Here is a 19,480-nt window from a genome sequence, read left to right as displayed (position 1 = left end):
TCACCCGCTCGCTGATCGCTTACGACCACTAATCACATTGGACCTACTCGTCTAGGGGGCGGGAAACGGCGGGTGCCGGTCAGCGGTTCTCGCCCGGCACCCAGAGCACGTCGCCGCGCTCCTTGTTGGCCGCCCGGGCCAGGATGAACAGCAGGTCGGAGAGCCGGTTGAGGTACTTGGCGGTCAGCGGGTTGACGCTGTCCCCGTGCGTGTCGATCGCCGCCCAGGTGGCCCGCTCGGCCCGGCGCACCACGGTGCAGGCCAGGTGCAGGTACGCGGCGCCCGCGGTCCCGCCGGGCAGGATGAAGCTGCGCAGCTTCTCCAGCTCCGCCAGGTAGTGGTCGCAGTCCGACTCCAGCTTGTCGATGTACGACTGCTCGACCCGCAGCGGCGGGTACTTCGGGTCCTCCACCACCGGGGTCGCCAGGTCGGCGCCGACGTCGAAGAGGTCGTTCTGCACCCGGGTGAGCACCGTGGCCACGTCGGCCGGCAGCGCGCCGGCGGCGATCGCCACGCCGATCGCGGCGTTGGCCTCGTTGGCGTCCGCGTACGCGACCAGGCGCGGGTCGGTCTTGGTCGTCCGGCTCATGTCGCCGAGCGCGGTGGTGCCGTCGTCGCCGGTACGGGTGTAGATGCGCGTCAGATTGACCATGCGGCCAGACTAGCCGGGCCGGTTAGCTGGCGTTAACCCCGTCAGGCCGCGTTGACCCCGCTACGCGACGTTCACTCGCTGTCCCGGAGGCGCCGCCTCCAGCCAGGCGAGGAAGCCGGTGAGCGCGTCGTCGCTCATCGCCAGCTCCAGCGGGGCGCCGTTGTGCAGGCAGCGCAGCACGACCGAGCCGGAGAGCAGGGCCAGCTCCTCCTGCCCCTCCGGGTAGCGCCGGCCGAGCACCTCGATCTCCCGGCGCGGCAGCACCTTGCGGGGGCGCGGGGCGTACGAGAAGACCCGGAACCACTCGATGGAGTCACCGCTGTACCGGCCGATACCAAAAACCCACCCCTTGCCGTCGGTCTGGGGGACCGGGGCCGAGGTGGGTTTGCCGTTCTCGTCGAGATCGGGCTGCGTGGAGGCGTCCGCGGGCATTTTGAGCCGGTAGCTGCAGTCGAAGGTGCCGCCGACCCGCTGGATCACACGGCGGCGTACCGCGAACGCGACCAACCCGATCACTCCGAGCGCCACGACCGCCGCACACACCACAAGGGCGAGGACCATGCTCACCTACCTCCTCGCTACCCGCGTTCCCCGTATCGGCCGTACCAGGCGACCGCGTTGACCTACCAACTACGACGACAGTCCCGGGGTCACGCTCACGCGTCCCCGGGACCGTCGGTCGACCCCGCTCAGGCGGGGTCCGGCTCACTCAGGCGTGGGCCTTGAGGCCGCGCGCCGCGAACAGCCGGACCTCGGCACGCCGCTCGGCGTGCTCGTCCAGGTCGGCCTTGGCCTTCTCCAGTGCGCGCTCGGCGCGCGCGACGTCGATCTCGTCCGCCAGCTCGGCGATCTCCGCGAGCAGAGAAAGCTTGTTGTCGGCGAAGGAGATGAAGCCGCCGTGCACCGCGGCGATCACGGTGCCGCCGTCCGTGGTGCGGATGGTGACCGGACCGGTCTCCAGCACGCTCAGCACCGGGGTGTGACCCGGCATGATGCCGGTGTCACCGGAGGCCGTACGGGCGACGACGATGGTGGCCGCACCGGACCACACCTTGCGGTCGGCTGCGACCAGCTCGACGTGCAGCTCAGCCAACGTGGGCTCCTAGGCTCATACAACCCCCGATTACTCGGGAGTTTCGGTAAGAATAACGGGCCCGCGCCCCCGGCATGAAACCGGCGGCACGGATTTGACCGGAATCACAGCCGATGCGACGCGAGGGGTGGGTCCCAGGGCTGGGGCCCACCCCTCGCGGTCACGCTCGGCTGCTACCGGCCGCGATTACTTCTTCGCCAGCTCGGCGGCGTTCTTCTCGAGGTCCTCGATGCCACCGCACATGAAGAAGGCCTGCTCCGGAACGGCGTCGTACTTGCCGTCCGCGATCGAGTTGAAGGCCTCGATGGTCTCCGACAGCGGGACGGTCGAGCCCTCGACACCGGTGAACTGCTTCGCCACGTAGGTGTTCTGCGAGAGGAAGCGCTCGATGCGGCGGGCACGGTGGACCGTGACCTTGTCCTCCTCGGACAGCTCGTCCATACCGAGGATGGCGATGATGTCCTGGAGGTCCTTGTACTTCTGCAGGATCCCCTTGATACGGATGGCCGTCTCGTAGTGGGTCTGCGCGATGTACCGCGGGTCGAGGATGCGGGACGTGGAGTCCAGCGGGTCGACGGCCGGGTAGATGCCCTTCTCCGAGATCGGGCGCGACAGAACGGTCGTCGCGTCCAGGTGGGCGAAGGTGGTGGCCGGGGCCGGGTCGGTCAGGTCGTCCGCGGGGACGTAGATCGCCTGCATCGAGGTGATCGAGTGACCGCGGGTCGAGGTGATGCGCTCCTGGAGGAGGCCCATCTCGTCGGCCAGGTTCGGCTGGTAGCCCACCGCGGAGGGCATCCGGCCGAGCAGGGTCGACACCTCGGAACCGGCCTGGGTGAACCGGAAGATGTTGTCGATGAAGAGGAGCACGTCCTGCTTCTCGACGTCACGGAAGTACTCCGCCATGGTCAGCGCGGAGAGCGCGACCCGCAGACGGGTGCCCGGCGGCTCGTCCATCTGGCCGAAGACCAGCGCGGTCTTGTCCAGAACGCCCGAGTCGACCATCTCGTCGATGAGGTCGTTGCCCTCACGGGTACGCTCGCCGACGCCGGCGAAGACCGACACACCACCGAAGTTCTCGGCGACGCGGTAGATCATCTCCTGGATCAGAACGGTCTTACCGACACCGGCACCACCGAACAGACCGATCTTGCCACCGGTGACGTACGGGGTGAGGAGGTCGATGACCTTGATGCCGGTCTCGAACATCTCGGTCTTGGACTCGAGGTCCTTGAAGTCGGGGGCCTTGCGGTGGATGGGCCACCGGACCTCGACCTGGGACTCGAACTCGCCCTTGTCGACGTTCAGCACCTCACCGAGGGCGTTGAACACCTTGCCCTTGGTGATCTGGCCGACCGGCACCGAGATGGCGGAGCCGGTGTCGGTGACCTGCGAACCACGGACCAGGCCGTCGGTCGGCTGCATCGAGATGCCGCGGACCAGGCCGTCGCCGAGGTGCTGGGCGACCTCGAGGGTGAGGACCTTCTTGCCTGTGCCGTCGGGGTTGTCCACCTCGACGTGCAGGGCGTTGAACATGTTCGGAATCGCGTCGACGGGGAACTCCACGTCGACGACCGGGCCGATGACCCGCGCGACGCGGCCCGTCGCCGTGGTCGGCTCAACAGTGGTGGTCATACTCATTCGCTCCCGCGGCTCGCGTCAGCGAGCGCGTTGGCGCCACCGACGATCTCGCTGATTTCCTGGGTGATCTCGGCCTGACGGGCCGAGTTGGCAAGCCGCGTGAGCGACTTGATGAGCTCGCCGGCATTGTCCGTCGCGCTCTTCATCGCGCGACGGCGGGCGGCGTGCTCGGAAGCGGCCGACTGCAGCAGCGCGTTGTAGATCCTGCTCTCCACGTACCGCGGCAGCAGCGCGTCCAGGACGCCCTCCGCCGACGGCTCGAAGTCGTAGAGCGGGAAGATCTCCGCCTTGGCCGAGGACTCGTCGCCGAGCTTGACCTCGTCGAGCTTCAGCGGCAGCAGCCGCGCCTCGATCGCGGTCTGCGTCAGCATCGACTCGAACAGGGTCGAGACCACGTGGACCTCGTCCACGCCGCCGGCCTCGGCCGTGAAGGCCTCGATCAGCTTCGCCGAGACGACCTTGGCGTCGCCGTAGGTCGGCTTGTCGGAGAAGCCCGTCCACGAGTCCGCGACACCGAGGTCACGGAAGCCGTAGTACGAGACGCCCTTCCGGCCGATGATGTACGTCACCACGTCCTTGCCCTCGCCGCGCAGACGCTCGGCGAGCGCCAGCGAGGCCTTGATGGCGTTGGACGAGTAACCGCCCGCCAGACCGCGGTCCGCCGTGATCAGCAGGACTGCGGCACGCGTGGCGTTCGGGTTCTCGCTGGTGAGCGGGTGCTTGGCGTTGGACCGGGTGGCCACCGCCGTCACCGCCCTGGTGAGCTCATCGGCGTACGGAGTGGAGGCGGCCACCGCGCGCTGCGCCTTACCGATGCGCGCCGCGGAGATCATCTCCATCGCCTTGGTGATCTTCTTCGTCGCGGTGACAGAGCGGATCCGGCGCTTGTAGACCCGAAGCTGTGCTCCCATGGGTCGTTACGTCCTTTCCCTCGTTACCGGACTCAGGCCTGCTCGGAGAGCAGCTTGCCGTCAGCGGTCTGGTAACCCTGCTTGAACTCGCCGATCGCGGAGGTCAGCGCGTCGATGGTGCCGTCGGCCAGCAGACCGGTCTCGACGATGCCGGCGAGCAGGTCCTTGTGCTGCAGGCGCACGTGGTCCAGGAACTCGCGCTCGAAGCGGCGGATCTCGGCGACCGGGACGTCGTCCAGCTTGCCGGTGGTGCCGGCCCAGATGGAGACGACCTGCTCCTCGACCGGGAACGGCTGGTACTGGCCCTGCTTCAGCAGCTCGACCATGCGCGCACCGCGCTCCAGCTGGGCCTTGGAGGCCGCGTCCAGGTCGGAGCCGAAGCCGGCGAAGGCCTCCAGCTCACGGTACTGGGCGAGGTCCAGGCGCAGACGGCCGGCGACCGAGCGCATGGCCTTGATCTGGGCGGAGCCACCGACGCGGGAGACCGAGATACCGACGTTCACGGCCGGGCGGATGCCGGCGTTGAACAGGTCGGACTCCAGGAAGCACTGGCCGTCGGTGATGGAGATGACGTTGGTCGGGATGTACGCCGACACGTCGTTGGCCTTGGTCTCGATGATCGGCAGACCGGTCATCGAGCCGCCGCCCAGGGCGTCGTTCAGCTTCGCGCAGCGCTCCAGCAGACGGGAGTGCAGGTAGAAGACGTCACCCGGGTAGGCCTCGCGGCCCGGCGGGCGGCGCAGCAGCAGGGAGACGGAGCGGTAGGCCTCGGCCTGCTTCGACAGGTCGTCGAAGATGATCAGGACGTGCTTGCCGTCGTACATCCACTCCTGGCCGATGGCGGAGCCGGTGTACGGAGCGAGGTACTTGAAGCCGGCCGGGTCGGAGGCGGGAGCGGCCACGATGGTGGTGTACTCCAGCGCGCCGGCCTCCTCCAGGGCGCCGCGGACGGACGCGATGGTGGAGCCCTTCTGGCCCACGGCGACGTAGATGCAGCGGACCTGCTTCTCCGGGTCGCCCGAGCGCCAGTTGTCACGCTGGTTGATGATCGTGTCGACGGCCACCGCGGTCTTGCCGGTCTGGCGGTCACCGATGATCAGCTGGCGCTGGCCGCGGCCGATCGGGGTCATCGCGTCGATGGCCTTGATGCCGGTCTGCAGCGGCTGCTTGACCGACTTGCGGGCCATGACGCCCGGCGCCTGCAGCTCCAGGGCGCGACGACCGGTCGAGGCGATGTCGCCCAGACCGTCGATCGGGTTGCCCAGCGGATCCACGACGCGACCGAGGTAGCCGTCGCCGACGGGCACGGAGAGGACCTCGCCGGTGCGACGCACCGTCTGGCCCTCCTCGATGCCGCCGAACTCACCGAGGATGACGACACCGATCTCGCGGGTGTCGAGGTTCAGCGCGAGGCCGAGCGTGCCGTCCTCGAACTTCAGCAGCTCGTTGGCCATGACCGAGGGCAGGCCCTCGACATGGGCGATACCGTCAGCTGCGTCAGTGACCGTGCCGACCTCTTCCACAGAGGCGGCGTCCGGCTGGTACGACTGGACAAAGTCGGCCAGCGCGTCCCGGATCTCCTCCGGACGGATCGTAAGCTCCGCCATCAGGCTTCCCTGCTCTCCTAGTTTGCGATCCTCGGCCCGCCATTGAGGGCCGCAAGTACTCGACTCTCGGCCGGGTCGTATGAACCGGCCGTACGATTTGCCGACTCCGGTGGAGCCGGTTCCCGACCGAGGGTCGGATGTGCTGCTTGGGTGTGTTCAGCCTTCGAGCGACTGGCGAGCGCCCTCAAGGCGGCTCGACACGGTGCCCTCGATGATCTCGTCACCGATCTGCACCCGGACACCGCCGACGACCTCGGGGTCGATGTCGATGTTCAGGTGGACCTGGCGGCCGTACAGCCGGCCGAGAGCACCCGACAGGCGCTCCTTCTGGCTGTCCGACAGCGGCACCGCGGTGGTGACCAGGGCCACCACACGGCTGCGCCGGGTGGCGGCGAGCTTCGAGTAGGACTCCAGGCCCTGCTCCAGGCTACGTCCACGCGGGGTGTTGACCAGGCTGGTGACCAGCCGGACGGTGCCCGCGTTGGCACGGCCGCCGAGGAGCTTGGTGATCAGCCCCGCCTTGGCGACGGCGCCGGCCTTCGGCTCGGTCAGCGCGGCGCGCAGCTCGTGGGAGCCGCTCACCACCCGGCCGAACCGGAACAGCTCGTCCTCGACGTCGTCCAGGACACCGGCCTTCTCGGCGGCGATGACCTCGGCGTACGAGGAGAGCTCCTCGACCGAGTCCACCAGGTCGCGCGAGCCCGACCAGCGGGACCGGACCAGGCCGGAGACCAGGTCGACCGTCTCGCCGGAGACCTGGCCGGACAGCAGCGAGGTGACCAGCTGCGCCTTGTCCTGGCCCGACCGGGACGGGTCGGTCAGCACGCGGCGGAGCGACACCTCACGGTCCAGCAGGGCCGTGACGGCGGTGAGCTCCTCGGCGAGCTTGACCGCGTCCACCGAGGTGGAGTCGGTCAGGCTCTCCAGGTTCTGCCGCCCGGCGGCGAGGGCCTCGCGGCTGGCGCCGATCACTTGGCCGCGCCCTGAGCAACGGCGGCCTTGGCCTCCAGCTCGTCCAGGAAGCGGTCGACGACACCGCTCTGACGCGTGTGGTCCTCAAGGGACTCACCCACGATGCGGGACGCCAGCTGGGTGGCCAGCGAGCCCACGTCCTGGCGCAGGGCGGCGGTTGCCTGCTTCTTGTCGGCCTCGATCTGGGCGTGGCCGGCGGCGACGATGGCCTCGCGCTGGCGCTGGCCCTCCTCGCGCATCTCGGCGAGCTGGGCGGCGCCCTGCTCGCGAGCCTGCTCGACGATGCGGGCGGCCTCGTGACGCGCCTCGGCGAGCTCGGCGCGGTACTGCTCAAGCAGGGCCTGAGCCTCGGCCTGAGCGGCCTCGGCGCGCTCCATGCCGCCCTCGATCGCGTCCCGGCGCTCCGACAGCACCTTCTCGATGCTGGGGAGGAGCTTCTTGCCGAGGATCCCGAAGACGATGAAGAAGCAGAGCAGGCCGATGATGATCTCGGGCCATGCGGGCAGAAGGGGGTTCATGATCTCCCCCTCCTCCGCGAGGTGAGCCGCGATGCTCATATCTGGACCTTCCTCGAAGGGTCTACGGCGGGAGTTACTTGGGGCCCTGGCCGAAGACGAACGGCATGACGATGCCGATGAGGGCGAGCGCCTCGGTCAGCGCGAAGCCGATGAACATGTTGGAACGGATCAGGCCGGCGGCCTCGGGCTGACGGGCCATGGCCTGGACACCGTTACCGAAGATGAGACCGACACCGATGCCGGGGCCGATCGCGGCGAGGCCGTAGCCGATGGAAGCGACGGAACCGTAGACGCCGACCTCAGCGAGCATGCTCATTGCAATGTGTCCTTTGCGGGGATGGTGAACCGGTGGTGATTGGCCACCGGGCGTTCCGGGAGGGAGTGGTTCAGGAGGCCCTGGGCCCCTGGCTCAGTGCGCCTCTTCCAGGGCACCGGCGATGTAGCTGCTGGCCAGCATCACGAAGATGTAGGCCTGCAGGAACTGGACCAGCAGCTCGAAGGCGGTCAGGCCGACGGCGACGATGAACGAGGCCGAGCCGTACAGCGCGCCCAGAGTCGGGCTGAGCAGGTACCAGGAGGCGATGGAGAACATCACGATCAGCAGGTGGCCGGCGAACATGTTCGCGAAGGCTCGGACCGCGAGCGTGAAGGGGCGCACGAAGATGTTCGAGAAGAACTCGATCGGCACCAGGATGAACATGACCCAGCCGGGGATGCCCGAGGGCCAGCAGAGGTTCTTGAGACCGCCGACGAAGCCGTGCTTCTTGAAGGTCAGCGTCATGTAGGTGATCCACACGACCGCGGCCAGGCCGGCCGGGAAGGCGATCGCCGCCGTCACCGGGAACTGGGCGAACGGGATGACCGACATGATGTTCAGCAGCCACACGAAGAAGAACATCGAGACCAGCATCGGGACGTACTTCTCGCCCTTTTTGCCGATCGTCTCCAGCACGATGGAGCGCTTGACGAAGTCGTAGCCGATCTCACCGACCAGCTGGAGCTTGCCCGGGAGCAGCTTCGGCCGGGCGAACGCGGCCCAGAAGAACACGACGACCAGCGCGGCCACGACGATCGAGAGCAGCATCGGCTTGTTGAACTCGAAGCTGCCGATCGTGAAAATCGGCTCGAACTGGAACTCGTTCAGGCCAGGGGCCGGGAAGCCGCAGCCAGCGTCCCCGAAGTGGCAACTGCCTGAGGCGAGGGACGTGAGTTCAGCACTCACCACGGACTCCTTCGTCGTGACGCATGGTTACGGCAACCTCGGTGTGTCGGCGTGGCCTACGGCCACGGAGCGGCACTGGAACTTGATGGGTTTCTCGCCGACCCCGCGCGCCGGTGCGCAGCACCACAGCGGGATCATCGAAGAAGACTGCCCGGACCCGGGGGGCGATCGGTCCGCCGTGCGGACAGACCAGGCCTCTTCCCGTACTCCGTTGTTGCGACGGACGATAGCAGCCCGTCAGTGCGGCATAAACACCGCCCCCCTCGTTGGGGGGACAGTGAGGCGTCATCACTGTTGACGCCCGTCGTCGGACGGCTTCTCGGCCTTCGTTTCGGAGGAGCCGGAGCCGGTGGCTTCGGGGTCGACGTAGAAGGTCTTGGCCTTCAGCGCACCGCGCACCTGGAACCCGGTCCAGATCAGCGCGCAGCCCAGCAGCGTGAAGGCGAAGGCCTGTCGGTTGAAGAGGTCGGTGTCCTTGAACACCGCCAGCACGATGCCGACCAGCAGGATCTGGGTCGTGTAGACCAGCAGCGCGGCGGCCATCAGGATGTGCGGGTTCGACCGGGTCAGCCGGTCGAGCGCGACCTGACCGAAGGTGAAGAAGGCCATCACCAGCAGTGCGCCGAAGAGCGCGCCGAGCAGCCCCTTGCCCCCCGCGACGGCGTACGAGATCGCCATGGCGATGACTCCGGCGGCCGCAGTGGGGATCGCGGCGCCTCGGAGGATCCGGGCGTCGTTGGACGGCATGTCGGCAGCTCCGGCGGCATGTCGATGGCGGGGGACGGGCACAGAAGTCGGTGGGGGACACCGGACCGGAACCACGCCAAAAACCGGCTGCTCGACGGCGAGCCCGTCGAGGGGACCCTCCAGGGACGGAAGTCATCCACCTGTCAGGTCTTTCGGCGCGTTCTCAGTACTCGTGAACGGTATCACAAACTATTTGATGAGAGCTTTACCATGAATGTGTGGCACCTGTCACACCAATGCTCCATCGGTGCAGCCTATCGGGTGAACCGTATGACTGTCCCTCATCTCCCCTAGCGGCCACGGCCGTTGCCGTGTCCCCGGCCGGTGGCCGCCGACGAGCCCTTCGGCACTCCGCCGAGCAGCCGCTTGTCCTCGGCCGACAGTTCGGCCATCGGCTCGGCCATCGGTCCCGCCGCGGCTTCGGCCGTCGATCCGGCCATCGGGTCGGCCATCGGGTCGGCCATCGGGTCGGCGGCCGTCCGGCGCACCGGGCGGCGGCGGTAGCGCGGCGGCACGAAGGCCTGCACCGCGCGCGGGGCACGCGGCCGGAACCGCGGGGTGAGCAGCACCACCAGGCCGACCAGGCAGAGCCCGGCCAGCGTGAGGACGACGGTCCGGCCGGTGTTGGTGACCGAGAAGGCGACGGTCCCGAAGGCGATCAGCGCGGCCCAGAAGTACATGATCAGTACGGCCCGGCTGTGCGAGTGGCCGACCTGGAGCAGTCGGTGGTGCAGGTGCCGCTTGTCGGCGGCGAACGGGGACTGGCCCGCCCAGGTGCGGCGGACCACCGCGAGCAGCAGGTCCGCCAGCGGCAGCGCGATGACCGTCAGCGGCAGCAGCAGTGGGATGTAGATCGGCACCAGGGTGTGCACCGTGGCGGTCTGCGACCCCAGCTCGCTGGTGATGAGGTCGGGGTCGACCCGGCCGGTGATGGAGATCGCGGCGACGGCCAGCATCAGGCCGAGCATCATCGACCCGGAGTCGCCCATGAAGATCCGGGCCGGGTGCATGTTGTGCGCCAGGAAGCCCAGGCACATGCCGATCAGCAGCACGCTGAACAGCACGGCGGGGGCGGCGTCGGAGATCGTGTAGCCGTACCAGAGCCGGTACGAGTACAGGAAGAAGGCCATCGCGGCGATGCAGACCATGCCGCCGGCCAGACCGTCCAGGCCGTCGATGAAGTTCACCGCGTTGACCATGACGACGACCAGGACCACCGAGATGACCATGCCCTGGGTGGGGCTGACCGCGACCGGCCCGACCCCCGGCACCGGCAGGGTGATCACCGTGACGCCCTGCCAGACCATCACACCGGCGGCGATCATCTGCCCGCCCAGCTTCACCAGGGCGTCCACGCCCCACTTGTCGTCCAGCACGCCGAGCAGCCACATGATGCCGGCGCCGGAGAGCAGCGCGCGGATGTCGGTGCCCTGGGAGAACACCTTGCTCAGGTTGTCGAGCTGGGAGGCGACCAGGATGCCCGCACAGAGTCCGCCGAACATCGCGATGCCGCCGAGCCGGGGTGTCGGCTCGCGGTGCACGTCGCGGGCGCGGACCGGGGGCATCGCCCCCGCCGCGATGGCGAACTTCCGGACGGGGCCGGTCAGCAGATAGGTGACGGCCGCGGTGCAGAACAGCACCAGCAGATACTCACGCACCACTGGCCTCCTGCCGCGCTGTCCGACGGTTGGGTACCGAAGGTACTCCCGTGCCTGTCCGAGGTTCGAGGTGCGTCGCCACGGCACACACCTTATTGACTCCGACGCCGCGGGCGCGCATCGCGGTTCGCCCTAAGGGGTAGGAGAATTCCCCGGCCCGGTCGGCGGCCCCCGTCAGCGACGCCCGGCGAAGGTCCGCGCGAGCTCCCGAACCCGGTCCGCCACCCGGACGTCCGTGCCCTCGACGAGCAGCCGTCCGATCAGCGCGGCGACCTCCGCCAGCTCCGCCTCCCCCATGCCCTGCGAGGTCACCGTGCCGGTCCCGAGCCGGATCCCGGAGGCCTCCGAGGGCGGCGCCTGGTCGTACGGCAGCGCGCACTTGCCGAGCATCAGCCCGGCGGCCGAGCAGCGGCGCTCGGCCTCGGCCCCGCTGACGCCGAGCGCGCCGACGTCGGCGGTCACCAGGTGGGTGTCGGTGCCGCCGGTCAAGGGGCGCGCGCCCGCCTCGGCGAGCCCTGCCGCCAGCACCCGCGCCCCGGCCACCGTGCGGTGCGCGTAGGCCCGGTAGGCGGGCGTCGCGGCCTCGGCCAGCGCGACGGCCTTGCCGGCCACCTCGTTCATCGCGGCGCCGCCCTGGCTGAACGGGAAGACCGCCCGGTCGACCCGCTCCGCCAGCTCGGCGGTGCACAGCAGCAGGCCGCCGCGCGGGCCGCGGAGCAGCTTGTGGGTGGCCGCCACGGTGACGTCCGCGTACGGCACCGGGGAGGGCGCCACCCCGGCCGCGATCAGGCCGGTGGTCTGCGCGGCGGCGGCCACCAGGTAGGCGTCCGTCTCGTCGGCGATCTCCCGGAAGGCGGCCCAGTCGGGGTGCCGGGGGTAGGAGATGGAACCGGCAACGATCGCCTTCGGGCGGTACTTCCGGGCCAGCTCGCGGACCTGGTCGAGGTCGATCAGCCCGTCCTCCTGGCGCACCCCGTAGCCGACGAAGTCGAACCAGCGGCCGGAGAAGTTGGCGCGCGAGCCGCAGCTGAGGTGTCCGCCGTGCTCCAGCGACATCGCGAGCACCACGTCGCCGGGCCGCAGCAGCGCGGCGTAGGCGGCGAGCATCGCCGCGGTGCCGGAGCGCGGCTGCACATTGGCGTGCGGGGCGCCGAACAGCTCGCGGGCCCGGTCGATCGCCAGCAGCTCCGCGGCGTCGGCGAGCGAGCAGCCGGTGTGGTGGCGGCGGCCGGGGTAGCCCTCGGCGTACTTGTCGATCAGCGGGCCGGTGAGGGCCGCCAGCACCGCCGGGCCGGTGAGGTTCTCCCCCGCCAGCAGTTGGATCGTCTCGGCCCGCCGTTCGGCCTCGGCGGCCAGCAGGTCGGCCAGCTGGGGATCGGCCCGGAACAGGGCGGCGGAGAGCGCCTCGGGGGTCTCGACGGGGGTCTCGACGGGGCCGGTCGCGGCATCGGTGACGGTCATGGCGGGGCTCCCGGGCGCGTCGGGTCGGATTTCTCCAGCCTAGGACCGTCTGCGGGCCCCGGCGCGGCGGCGCGTGCCGGGTACGCCCGGCCGTACGAAGCGGGGCGGGTCTCACTGCGGGGCGTCTCAGTGCGGGGCGCGGACCCCGGTCAGCGCGGTGACCACCGGGTCGACCGCGTGGAATATCTCCTCGCCGCAGTTGCGGAACATGCCGATCGGGGCGCCGTACGGGTCGTGCAGCTCGTCGATCTCCGGGTCGGCGGCCAGCAGCCAGCCGCGCAGCGCCGCGGCGGCCCGCACCAGCGCGCGGGCGCGCTCGGTGACGTCGGCGCCGCGGCGCGGGTCCGGGAGGGTGCCCGGGTCGATCGTCCGGACCAGCCGGGTGAACTCCTTCAGCGTGAAGGTGCGCAGCCCCGCCTCGTGGCCCATCGAGATGACCTGGGCCCGGTGGTCGAGGGTCGCGGTGAGCACCAGGTCGGCCTCGACCACGTGCTCGTCCAGCAGTTCGCGGCCGGTGAAGCCGCCGCTGTCGGCGCCGTACTCGTCCAGCACGGTGGCCGCGTGCTCCTCCATCGGCGCGCCGACATGGCCCCAGGTGCCGGCCGACTCGACCAGGATCCGCCCGGCCACCCGCGGGTTGAGCCGGGTGTCCAGCTCACGCCGGGTGAGCCGCTCGGCGATCGGCGAGCGGCAGATGTTGCCCGTGCACACGTAGAGGATCCGGAAGTGGTCCAGCGGCCTGGGGCCCATGCTCAGGTACGGCGATATGCCGGGCCCGGCATGGAGGGAGGCGGTCGTCAACTGCCGGCCTCCAGGTCGGGGACGACCTCCCTCAGCTGCTCGACGGAGATCGCGCCGGCCCTCAGCAGCACCGGCACCTTGCCGGTGACGTCGACGATCGACGAGGCCGTGGCGTGGTCGGCGGTGCCGCCGTCCAGGTAGACCGAGATGGCGTCGCCGAGCTGCTGCTGGGCCTCGTCGCAGGTGGCCGGGGACGGGCCGCCGGTCCGGTTGGCGCTGGAGACCGCCATCGGGCCGGTCGCGTTCAGCAGCTCGATGGCGACCGGGTGCAGCGGCATCCGGACGGCGACGGTGCCGCGGGTCTCGCCGAGGTCCCAGCGCAGCGAGGGCTGGTGCCGGGCGACCAGCGTGAGCCCACCGGGCCAGAAGGCGTCGACGAGTTCCCAGGCCTGCTCGGAGAAGTCGGTGACCAGGCCGTGCAGGGTGGTCGGCGAGCCGACCAGCACCGGGGAGGGCATGTTGCGGCCGCGGCCCTTGGCGGCGAGCAGGGCGGCCACCGCCTCCGGCGAGAAGGCGTCCGCGCCGACCCCGTACAGGGTGTCGGTGGGCAGCACGACGAGTTCGCCGCGGCGGACGGCCGAGGCGGCCTCGCGCAGACCGGTCGCGCGGTCCCCGGCATCGGCACAGTCGTAGCGGCGGCTCATCGGTGCGGTCCCCTTCCGGACGGGCTCATGACGTTGTTCACTGCGATGCCCCGCGCGCCGTCGTGCGGTGCGCGGCGGGGGCGTTGGCGGTGGTGTTGGCGGTGGTGTTGGCGGTCACAACGACGCCTTCCGGGCCGTCGTGAAGCGCGGGCGGTTGTTCAGGTCGCGGTGGTCGGCGGTGTCGGTCCAGCCGGCCTCCTCGTTGAAGATCCACGGGACCTGGCCGCCCTGGGTGTCGGCGTGCTCGATCACCACGGCGCCGCCGGGGCGCAGCAGACGGGCGGCGACGCGCTCGATGCCGCGGATGGTGTGCAGGCCGTCCTCGCCGGAGAACAGCGACATCTGCGGGTCGTGGTCGCGGGCCTCCGGCGCCACGTACTCCCACTCGGTGAGCGGGATGTAGGGCGGGTTGGAGATCACCAGGTCGAAGCGGCCGTCCCAGGCGCGCTCGTCCTCGAAGGCGCGGGTGGCGTCGCCCTCGTGCAGGGTGACCCGGGCGCGGTCGGGCGAGGCCTCGATGTTGCGCCGGGTGTAGGGCAGCGCGCCCTCGTCCAGCTCGAAGGCGTGCACGACGGAGCGCGGCAGCTCCTGGGCGAGGGCGAGCGCGATGGCGCCGGAGCCGGAGCAGAGGTCGACGACCAGCGGCTCGGCCACGTCCATGTCGCGGACGGCGTCTATCGCCCACTCGACGACCGACTCGGTCTCCGGGCGGGGCACGAAGACGCCGGGGCCGACCTCCAGTTCGAGGTAGCGGAAGAACGCCCGGCCGGTGATGTGCTGGAGCGGCTCGCGGGCCTCCCGGCGGGCCACCGCCTCCCAGTACCGGGCGTCGAAGTCGGCGTCCTGCACGGTGTGCAGCTGGCTGCGCCTGACGTTGTGGACGTGTGCGGCGAGCTCCTCCGCGTCGAAGCGCGGCGACGGCACGCCGGCCGCGGCCAACCGCTGGGTGGCCTGGGCCACCTCGGCGAGTAGCAGGTTCATCCGTACGACCTCTTGCTTCCGCTCTCCGGCCCCGGCGTCGGTCCCGCCGCCGCCGGTGTCAGTTCTGTTGGGCCGCGGCGAGCTTGGCAGCGGCGTCCGCGTCGACGCAGGACTGGATGACGGCGTTCAGCTCGCCGTCCAGCACCTGGTCCAGGTTGTACGACTTGAAGCCCGTACGGTGGTCCGAGATGCGGTTCTCCGGGTAGTTGTACGTCCGGATCCGCTCGGAGCGGTCCACCGTGCGGACCTGGCTGCGGCGCGCGTCCGAGGCCTCGCGCTCGGCCTCCTCCTGCGCGGCGGCCAGCAGCCGCGAACGCAGGATGCGCATCGCCTGCTCCTTGTTCTGCAGCTGGCTCTTCTCGTTCTGGCAGGACGCCACGATACCGGTCGGCAGGTGGGTGATCCGGACCGCGGAGTCGGTGGTGTTGACCGACTGGCCGCCGGGGCCGGAGGAGCGGTACACGTCGATCCGCAGGTCGTTGGCGACGATCTCGACCTCGACCTCCTCGGCCTCGGGGGTGACCAGCACGCCCGCCGCCGAGGTGTGGATGCGGCCCTGCGACTCGGTGGCGGGGACGCGCTGCACGCGGTGCACGCCGCCCTCGTACTTCAGCCGGGCCCAGACGCCCTGGCCGGGCTCGGCGCTGCCCTTGGTCTTCACGGCCACCGAGACGTCCTTGTAGCCGCCGAGGTCGGACTCGTTGGAGTCGATGATCTCGGTCTTCCAGCCGATCCGCTCGGCGAACCGCAGGTACATCCGGAGCAGGTCGCCGGCGAACAGCGCGGACTCCTCGCCGCCCTCACCGGCCTTGATCTCCAGGATGACGTCCTTGTCGTCGCTCGGGTCGCGCGGGACCAGCAGCAGCCGCAGCTGCTCGGTCAGCTCCTCACGGCGGGCCTCGCCGGCCTTCACCTCGGCGAGGAACTCGGGCTCCTCGGCGGCGAGTTCGCGGGCGGTGTCGATGTCCTCGCCGGCCTGCCGCCACTCGCGGTAGACGCGGGTGATCGGGGTCAGCTCGGCGTAGCGCTTGGCCAGCTTGCGGGCGTTCGCCTGGTCGGCGTGGACCGACGGGTCGGCCAGCCTCGTTTCGAGGTCGGCGTGCTCGACGAGGAGCTCTTCGACTGCCTCGAACATGGGGTGGCCTTCTTCCCGGGGATCGGTGGGTGGATCTGGGGCCGCGGAGCGCGGGGCGTGCGGGGGGACGCGAACGGCGCCGGTCCCCAGCGCCCCCGGAACGAGTACGGGGGCACCGGAAACCGGCGCCGAGGGAGCGCTAGGCCTTCGCGCTGTGCTGCTTGCCGAAACGGGCCTCGAAGCGGGCGACGCGGCCACCGGTGTCGAGGATCTTCTGCTTGCCGGTGTAGAACGGGTGGCACTGCGAGCAGACCTCGGCGCGGATCTCGCCGCTCTTCTCGGTCGAGCGGGTCGTGAACTCGGCACCGCAGGTGCAGGTCACGCGGGTGACCACGTACTCGGGGTGAACGTTGGACTTCAAGGGGTTCTCCTAGTGTTCGGGAGGGCACCGGGTCGGCGGCGGGGACGCCGCTCGTGAACCGGGACCGACGGACCAGTCTGCCAGGACCGGCCGCTTCTTCCCAAACCGGGGGGCGCTCCGGGATATTCCGGACCTCCGCCGGGGGCTCAGCCGCGCTCGGCGGGCGCCGTGCCGGGTGCTGTCGCAGGTGCTGTGGCGGGAGCCTTCGCCGATGCTGTCGCGGGGGCCTTCGCGCCGGCCGTGGGGGCCTTCGCCGGGGCCGTGGGGGTGGCCTCGGCGGGGTTCGGGGGCTGGTCGGCGACCACGCTCGGCGGCACCGGCTGGTCGGCCTTCAGGGCCGCCCAGAGCCGGTCAGCCGCCGGCTGCTGCTCGACCACCCGGTCCGGGTCGCCGGGGGCGGCCGCCACCGGCAGGGTGACCAGGCTCAGCTGGTCAGGCCCGATGCCCTTGAGCTGCTCGGCCAGGCCGACCAGGGAGTTCACCGAGGCGAGCGCGGAGTCGGTGGTGATCGAGCGGGTCAGGGTGTCGCCGACCGACCAGAGCTTGACCGGGTTGCTCATCAGCCCGATCCCGCCGACCTGCTTCAGCAGCGAGCGCACCATCTGCTTCTGCAGCTCGATCCGGCCGAGGTCGCTGCCGTCCCCGACGCCGTGCCGGGTGCGGACGAAGGCGAGCGCCTGCTTGCCGTCCAGGTGGTGCTCGCCGGGCGCGAGGTCCAGGCCGCTGTCCTTGTCGTGGATGGCCACCGTGGTGGTCACGGTGGCCCCGCCTATCGCGTCCACGAGCCGGGCGAAGCCGGCGAAGTCCACCTCGACGTAGTGGTCCATCCGCAGCCCGCTGAGCTGCTCCACGGTCTTCACCGCGCAGGCCGCGCCGCCGGCCTCGTAGGCGCTGTTGAACATCGCGCGCTTGGCGCCCGGCACCGTCCGGCCCTGCGGGTCGGTGCAGTCGGGGCGCGGGACGAGGGTGTCGCGCGGGATCGAGACCACGTCGGCGCGCGAGTGGTCCTGGTTGACGTGCAGCACCATCGCGGTGTCCGAGCGGGCGGTGCCGCCGGTGTCGCCGCCGGCCAGCTCCGCGTTGCCGCCGGCCCGCGAGTCCGAGCCGAGCACCAGCAGGTTGAAGGATCCGTCGGTGGCCGTCGGCGGGCGGGCGGTGCCGAGCCGGGCGTCGATGTCGACGCTCTTGATGTTGCCGTCCAGCCGCAGGTACGCGTACCCGGCGGCCCCGGCCCCGAGGACGACGAGCGCGGCGGACCCGCAGGCGGCCACGCGCAGGAGCTTGCGGCGGCGGCTCGGGACCCTCTGGTGTTCGGCCATACGGTCCAGAGTAAATCGGACAAGATGATCAAAAGGCCCCAGACTGTCCCAAGTCTGGAACAAACCCCGTCTGGGACAAACCCCGCCCCGAACGACGGCGAGCCCCGGCCCGCTCGCGCGGGCCGGGGCCTCGCGGGACCCCCGCCCCCCCCGCGCGGGCCGGGGCTCGTGGGCCGTCGACGGTCAGTCGCCGGACCCGGGGGTCGTCTTGGCGATCTGCATCAGGAACTCGGCGTTGCTCTTGGTCTGCTTCATCTTGTCCAGCAGCAGCTCGATCGCCTGCTGCGAGTCGAGCGCGTGCAGCACCCGGCGCAGCTTCCAGACGATGGCCAGCTCCTCGCCACCGAGCAGGATCTCCTCCTTGCGGGTGCTGGAGGCGTCCACGTCGACGGCCGGGAAGATGCGCTTGTCCGAGAGCTTCCGGTCGAGCTTGAGCTCCATGTTGCCGGTGCCCTTGAACTCCTCGAAGATCACCTCGTCCATCCGCGAGCCGGTCTCGACCAGCGCGGTGGCCAGGATGGTCAGCGAGCCGCCGTTCTCGATGTTGCGCGCGGCACCGAAGAACTTCTTCGGCGGGTACAGCGCGGTCGAGTCGACACCACCGGACAGGATGCGGCCGGAGGCCGGCGCCGCCAGGTTGTAGGCGCGGCCGAGGCGGGTGATCGAGTCCAGCAGGATCACCACGTCGTGGCCCAGCTCCACCAGGCGCTTGGCGCGCTCGATGGCCAGCTCCGCGACGGTGGTGTGGTCCTCCGCCGGGCGGTCGAAGGTCGAGGAGATGACCTCGCCCTTCACCGACCGCTGCATGTCGGTGACCTCCTCCGGACGCTCGTCGACCAGGACGACCATCAGGTGGCACTCGGGGTTGTTGTGGGTGATCGCGTTGGCGACCGCCTGCAGCACCATCGTCTTACCGGTCTTCGGCGGCGCGACGATCAGACCGCGCTGGCCCTTGCCGATCGGCGACACCAGGTCGATGATCCGGGTGGTCAGCACGCCCGGGTCGGTCTCCAGGCGCAGCCGCTCCTGCGGGTACAGCGGGGTCAGCTTGTTGAACTCGGGACGGCCGCGGCCGCTCTCCGGGTCCATGCCGTTGACGGAGTCCAGCCGCACCATGGCGTTGAACTTCTCGCGGCGCTCGCCCTCGCGCGGCTGGCGCACCGCACCGGTGATGGCGTCACCCTTGCGCAGGCCGTTCTTGCGGACCTGGGCGAGCGAGACGTAGACGTCGTTCTGGCCCGGCAGGTAGCCCGAGGTGCGGACGAACGCGTAGTTGTCGAGGATATCGAGGATGCCCGCGACCGGGATCAGGACGTCGTCCTCGCCGATCTGCGGCTCGGCGGGGCCGGCGGTCTCGAAGCCCTCGCGGCGGCCACGGCCCCGGCGGTCGCGGTAGCGGCCACGGCGGCCACGGCGGCCGTCGCCGAACTCGTCGTCGTCGAAGCCGCCCTGCTGCTGCGCCTGCGGCTGGGCCTGCTGGCCACCGCTCTGGCGGCTCTGCGGGGCCTCGCTCGGGGTGCTCTGCTGCTGGCCGCCCTGGCGGTCGGCGCGGTCGGCGCGGTCCCGGCGGTTGCGGCGGTCGCGGCGCGACTCGCGGGAGTCGGCGTCGCCGGCCGGGGCCTCGACGGCCTCCTGGCGGCCCTCGCGCTCGCCGCCCTCGCGGCGGTCGCGGCGGTCCCGGCGGTCGCGGCGGGTGTCGGTGCGACCCTCCTCGCGGCCCTCCAGGGCGCGGGCGCCCTCGGGGCGGGCCTCGGCCTGGT

The 19,480-nt window shown here is 70.6% G+C and carries 20 protein-coding genes; all 20 read right to left on the bottom strand.

Going from position 1 to position 19,480, the window contains the following annotated elements; translation table 11 throughout:
* Window positions 1–79: 79 nt before the first annotated feature.
* Window positions 80–652: a cob(I)yrinic acid a,c-diamide adenosyltransferase gene (locus ACFP3U_RS35375; RefSeq protein ID WP_380229870.1), complete on the bottom strand. Its 573-nt coding sequence runs from the start codon at window positions 650–652 to the stop codon at window positions 80–82.
* Between the two features lie 60 nt (window positions 653–712).
* Window positions 713–1,213 (bottom strand): DUF2550 domain-containing protein, encoded by a 501-nt coding sequence (locus ACFP3U_RS35370; protein WP_030302766.1) that lies wholly within the window; start codon window positions 1,211–1,213, stop codon window positions 713–715.
* A gap of 148 nt (window positions 1,214–1,361) precedes the next feature.
* Window positions 1,362–1,745: a F0F1 ATP synthase subunit epsilon gene (locus ACFP3U_RS35365; protein WP_380229869.1), complete on the bottom strand. Its 384-nt coding sequence runs from the start codon at window positions 1,743–1,745 to the stop codon at window positions 1,362–1,364.
* A 186-nt stretch (window positions 1,746–1,931) separates the two neighbouring features.
* The gene (gene atpD, locus ACFP3U_RS35360) at window positions 1,932–3,377 is read right to left on the bottom strand and encodes a F0F1 ATP synthase subunit beta (protein WP_380229868.1); all 1,446 of its coding nucleotides are present in this window, start codon (window positions 3,375–3,377) and stop codon (window positions 1,932–1,934) included.
* Between the two features lie 2 nt (window positions 3,378–3,379).
* Window positions 3,380–4,294, bottom strand: coding sequence for a F0F1 ATP synthase subunit gamma (locus tag ACFP3U_RS35355; RefSeq protein ID WP_380229867.1), 915 nt, complete (start codon window positions 4,292–4,294; stop codon window positions 3,380–3,382).
* Window positions 4,295–4,326: 32 nt separating this feature from the next.
* A complete protein-coding gene (atpA, locus tag ACFP3U_RS35350) occupies window positions 4,327–5,901 on the bottom strand; it encodes a F0F1 ATP synthase subunit alpha (RefSeq protein WP_380229866.1) in 1,575 nt (524 codons plus the stop codon).
* 156 nt (window positions 5,902–6,057) lie between these two features.
* Window positions 6,058–6,873: a F0F1 ATP synthase subunit delta gene (locus tag ACFP3U_RS35345; RefSeq protein WP_380229865.1), complete on the bottom strand. Its 816-nt coding sequence runs from the start codon at window positions 6,871–6,873 to the stop codon at window positions 6,058–6,060.
* A complete protein-coding gene (locus tag ACFP3U_RS35340) occupies window positions 6,870–7,430 on the bottom strand; it encodes a F0F1 ATP synthase subunit B (protein WP_380229864.1) in 561 nt (186 codons plus the stop codon). Before ACFP3U_RS35340 ends, ACFP3U_RS35345 begins: the two co-directional genes overlap by 4 nt.
* Before the next feature lie 34 nt (window positions 7,431–7,464).
* Complete coding sequence (atpE, locus tag ACFP3U_RS35335) at window positions 7,465–7,707, bottom strand: ATP synthase F0 subunit C (protein WP_030302757.1); 243 nt, start codon at window positions 7,705–7,707, stop codon at window positions 7,465–7,467.
* A gap of 93 nt (window positions 7,708–7,800) precedes the next feature.
* Window positions 7,801–8,613 carry a F0F1 ATP synthase subunit A gene (gene atpB, locus ACFP3U_RS35330; RefSeq protein ID WP_030302755.1) on the bottom strand — a complete coding sequence of 271 codons (813 nt, stop codon included), beginning with the start codon at window positions 8,611–8,613 and terminating at the stop codon, window positions 7,801–7,803.
* A 288-nt stretch (window positions 8,614–8,901) separates the two neighbouring features.
* Window positions 8,902–9,360 carry a hypothetical protein gene (locus ACFP3U_RS35325; protein ID WP_380229863.1) on the bottom strand — a complete coding sequence of 153 codons (459 nt, stop codon included), beginning with the start codon at window positions 9,358–9,360 and terminating at the stop codon, window positions 8,902–8,904.
* Between the two features lie 290 nt (window positions 9,361–9,650).
* Window positions 9,651–11,018 (bottom strand): MraY family glycosyltransferase, encoded by a 1,368-nt coding sequence (locus ACFP3U_RS35320; protein ID WP_380229862.1) that lies wholly within the window; start codon window positions 11,016–11,018, stop codon window positions 9,651–9,653.
* A 174-nt stretch (window positions 11,019–11,192) separates the two neighbouring features.
* The gene (locus ACFP3U_RS35315; protein WP_380229861.1) at window positions 11,193–12,479 is read right to left on the bottom strand and encodes a serine hydroxymethyltransferase; all 1,287 of its coding nucleotides are present in this window, start codon (window positions 12,477–12,479) and stop codon (window positions 11,193–11,195) included.
* A gap of 126 nt (window positions 12,480–12,605) precedes the next feature.
* Window positions 12,606–13,229 (bottom strand): arsenate reductase/protein-tyrosine-phosphatase family protein, encoded by a 624-nt coding sequence (locus tag ACFP3U_RS35310; RefSeq protein ID WP_380229871.1) that lies wholly within the window; start codon window positions 13,227–13,229, stop codon window positions 12,606–12,608.
* A gap of 47 nt (window positions 13,230–13,276) precedes the next feature.
* A complete protein-coding gene (locus ACFP3U_RS35305) occupies window positions 13,277–13,924 on the bottom strand; it encodes an L-threonylcarbamoyladenylate synthase (protein WP_380229860.1) in 648 nt (215 codons plus the stop codon).
* 114 nt (window positions 13,925–14,038) lie between these two features.
* Window positions 14,039–14,905: a peptide chain release factor N(5)-glutamine methyltransferase gene (prmC, locus tag ACFP3U_RS35300; protein ID WP_030302740.1), complete on the bottom strand. Its 867-nt coding sequence runs from the start codon at window positions 14,903–14,905 to the stop codon at window positions 14,039–14,041.
* A gap of 58 nt (window positions 14,906–14,963) precedes the next feature.
* Window positions 14,964–16,040 carry a peptide chain release factor 1 gene (gene prfA, locus ACFP3U_RS35295; RefSeq protein WP_380229859.1) on the bottom strand — a complete coding sequence of 359 codons (1,077 nt, stop codon included), beginning with the start codon at window positions 16,038–16,040 and terminating at the stop codon, window positions 14,964–14,966.
* A 139-nt stretch (window positions 16,041–16,179) separates the two neighbouring features.
* A complete protein-coding gene (gene rpmE / locus ACFP3U_RS35290) occupies window positions 16,180–16,401 on the bottom strand; it encodes a 50S ribosomal protein L31 (RefSeq protein ID WP_380229858.1) in 222 nt (73 codons plus the stop codon).
* Window positions 16,402–16,547: 146 nt separating this feature from the next.
* On the bottom strand, window positions 16,548–17,720 hold the full coding sequence (locus ACFP3U_RS35285) for an LCP family protein (protein ID WP_380229857.1): 1,173 nt from the start codon (window positions 17,718–17,720) through the stop codon (window positions 16,548–16,550).
* Window positions 17,721–17,903: 183 nt separating this feature from the next.
* Window positions 17,904–19,480 (bottom strand): transcription termination factor Rho (gene rho / locus ACFP3U_RS35280; protein ID WP_380229856.1); only part of this gene is annotated, 1,577 nt, incomplete at its 5' end.

Origin of the sequence: Kitasatospora misakiensis (assembly GCF_042656005.1) — a bacterium.
In the GTDB taxonomy this organism is placed as follows: Bacteria; Actinomycetota; Actinomycetes; order Streptomycetales; family Streptomycetaceae; genus Kitasatospora; species Kitasatospora misakiensis.
The sequence above is the reverse complement of the archived record's forward strand: the minus strand, read 5'-3'. Positions and strand labels throughout refer to the sequence as shown.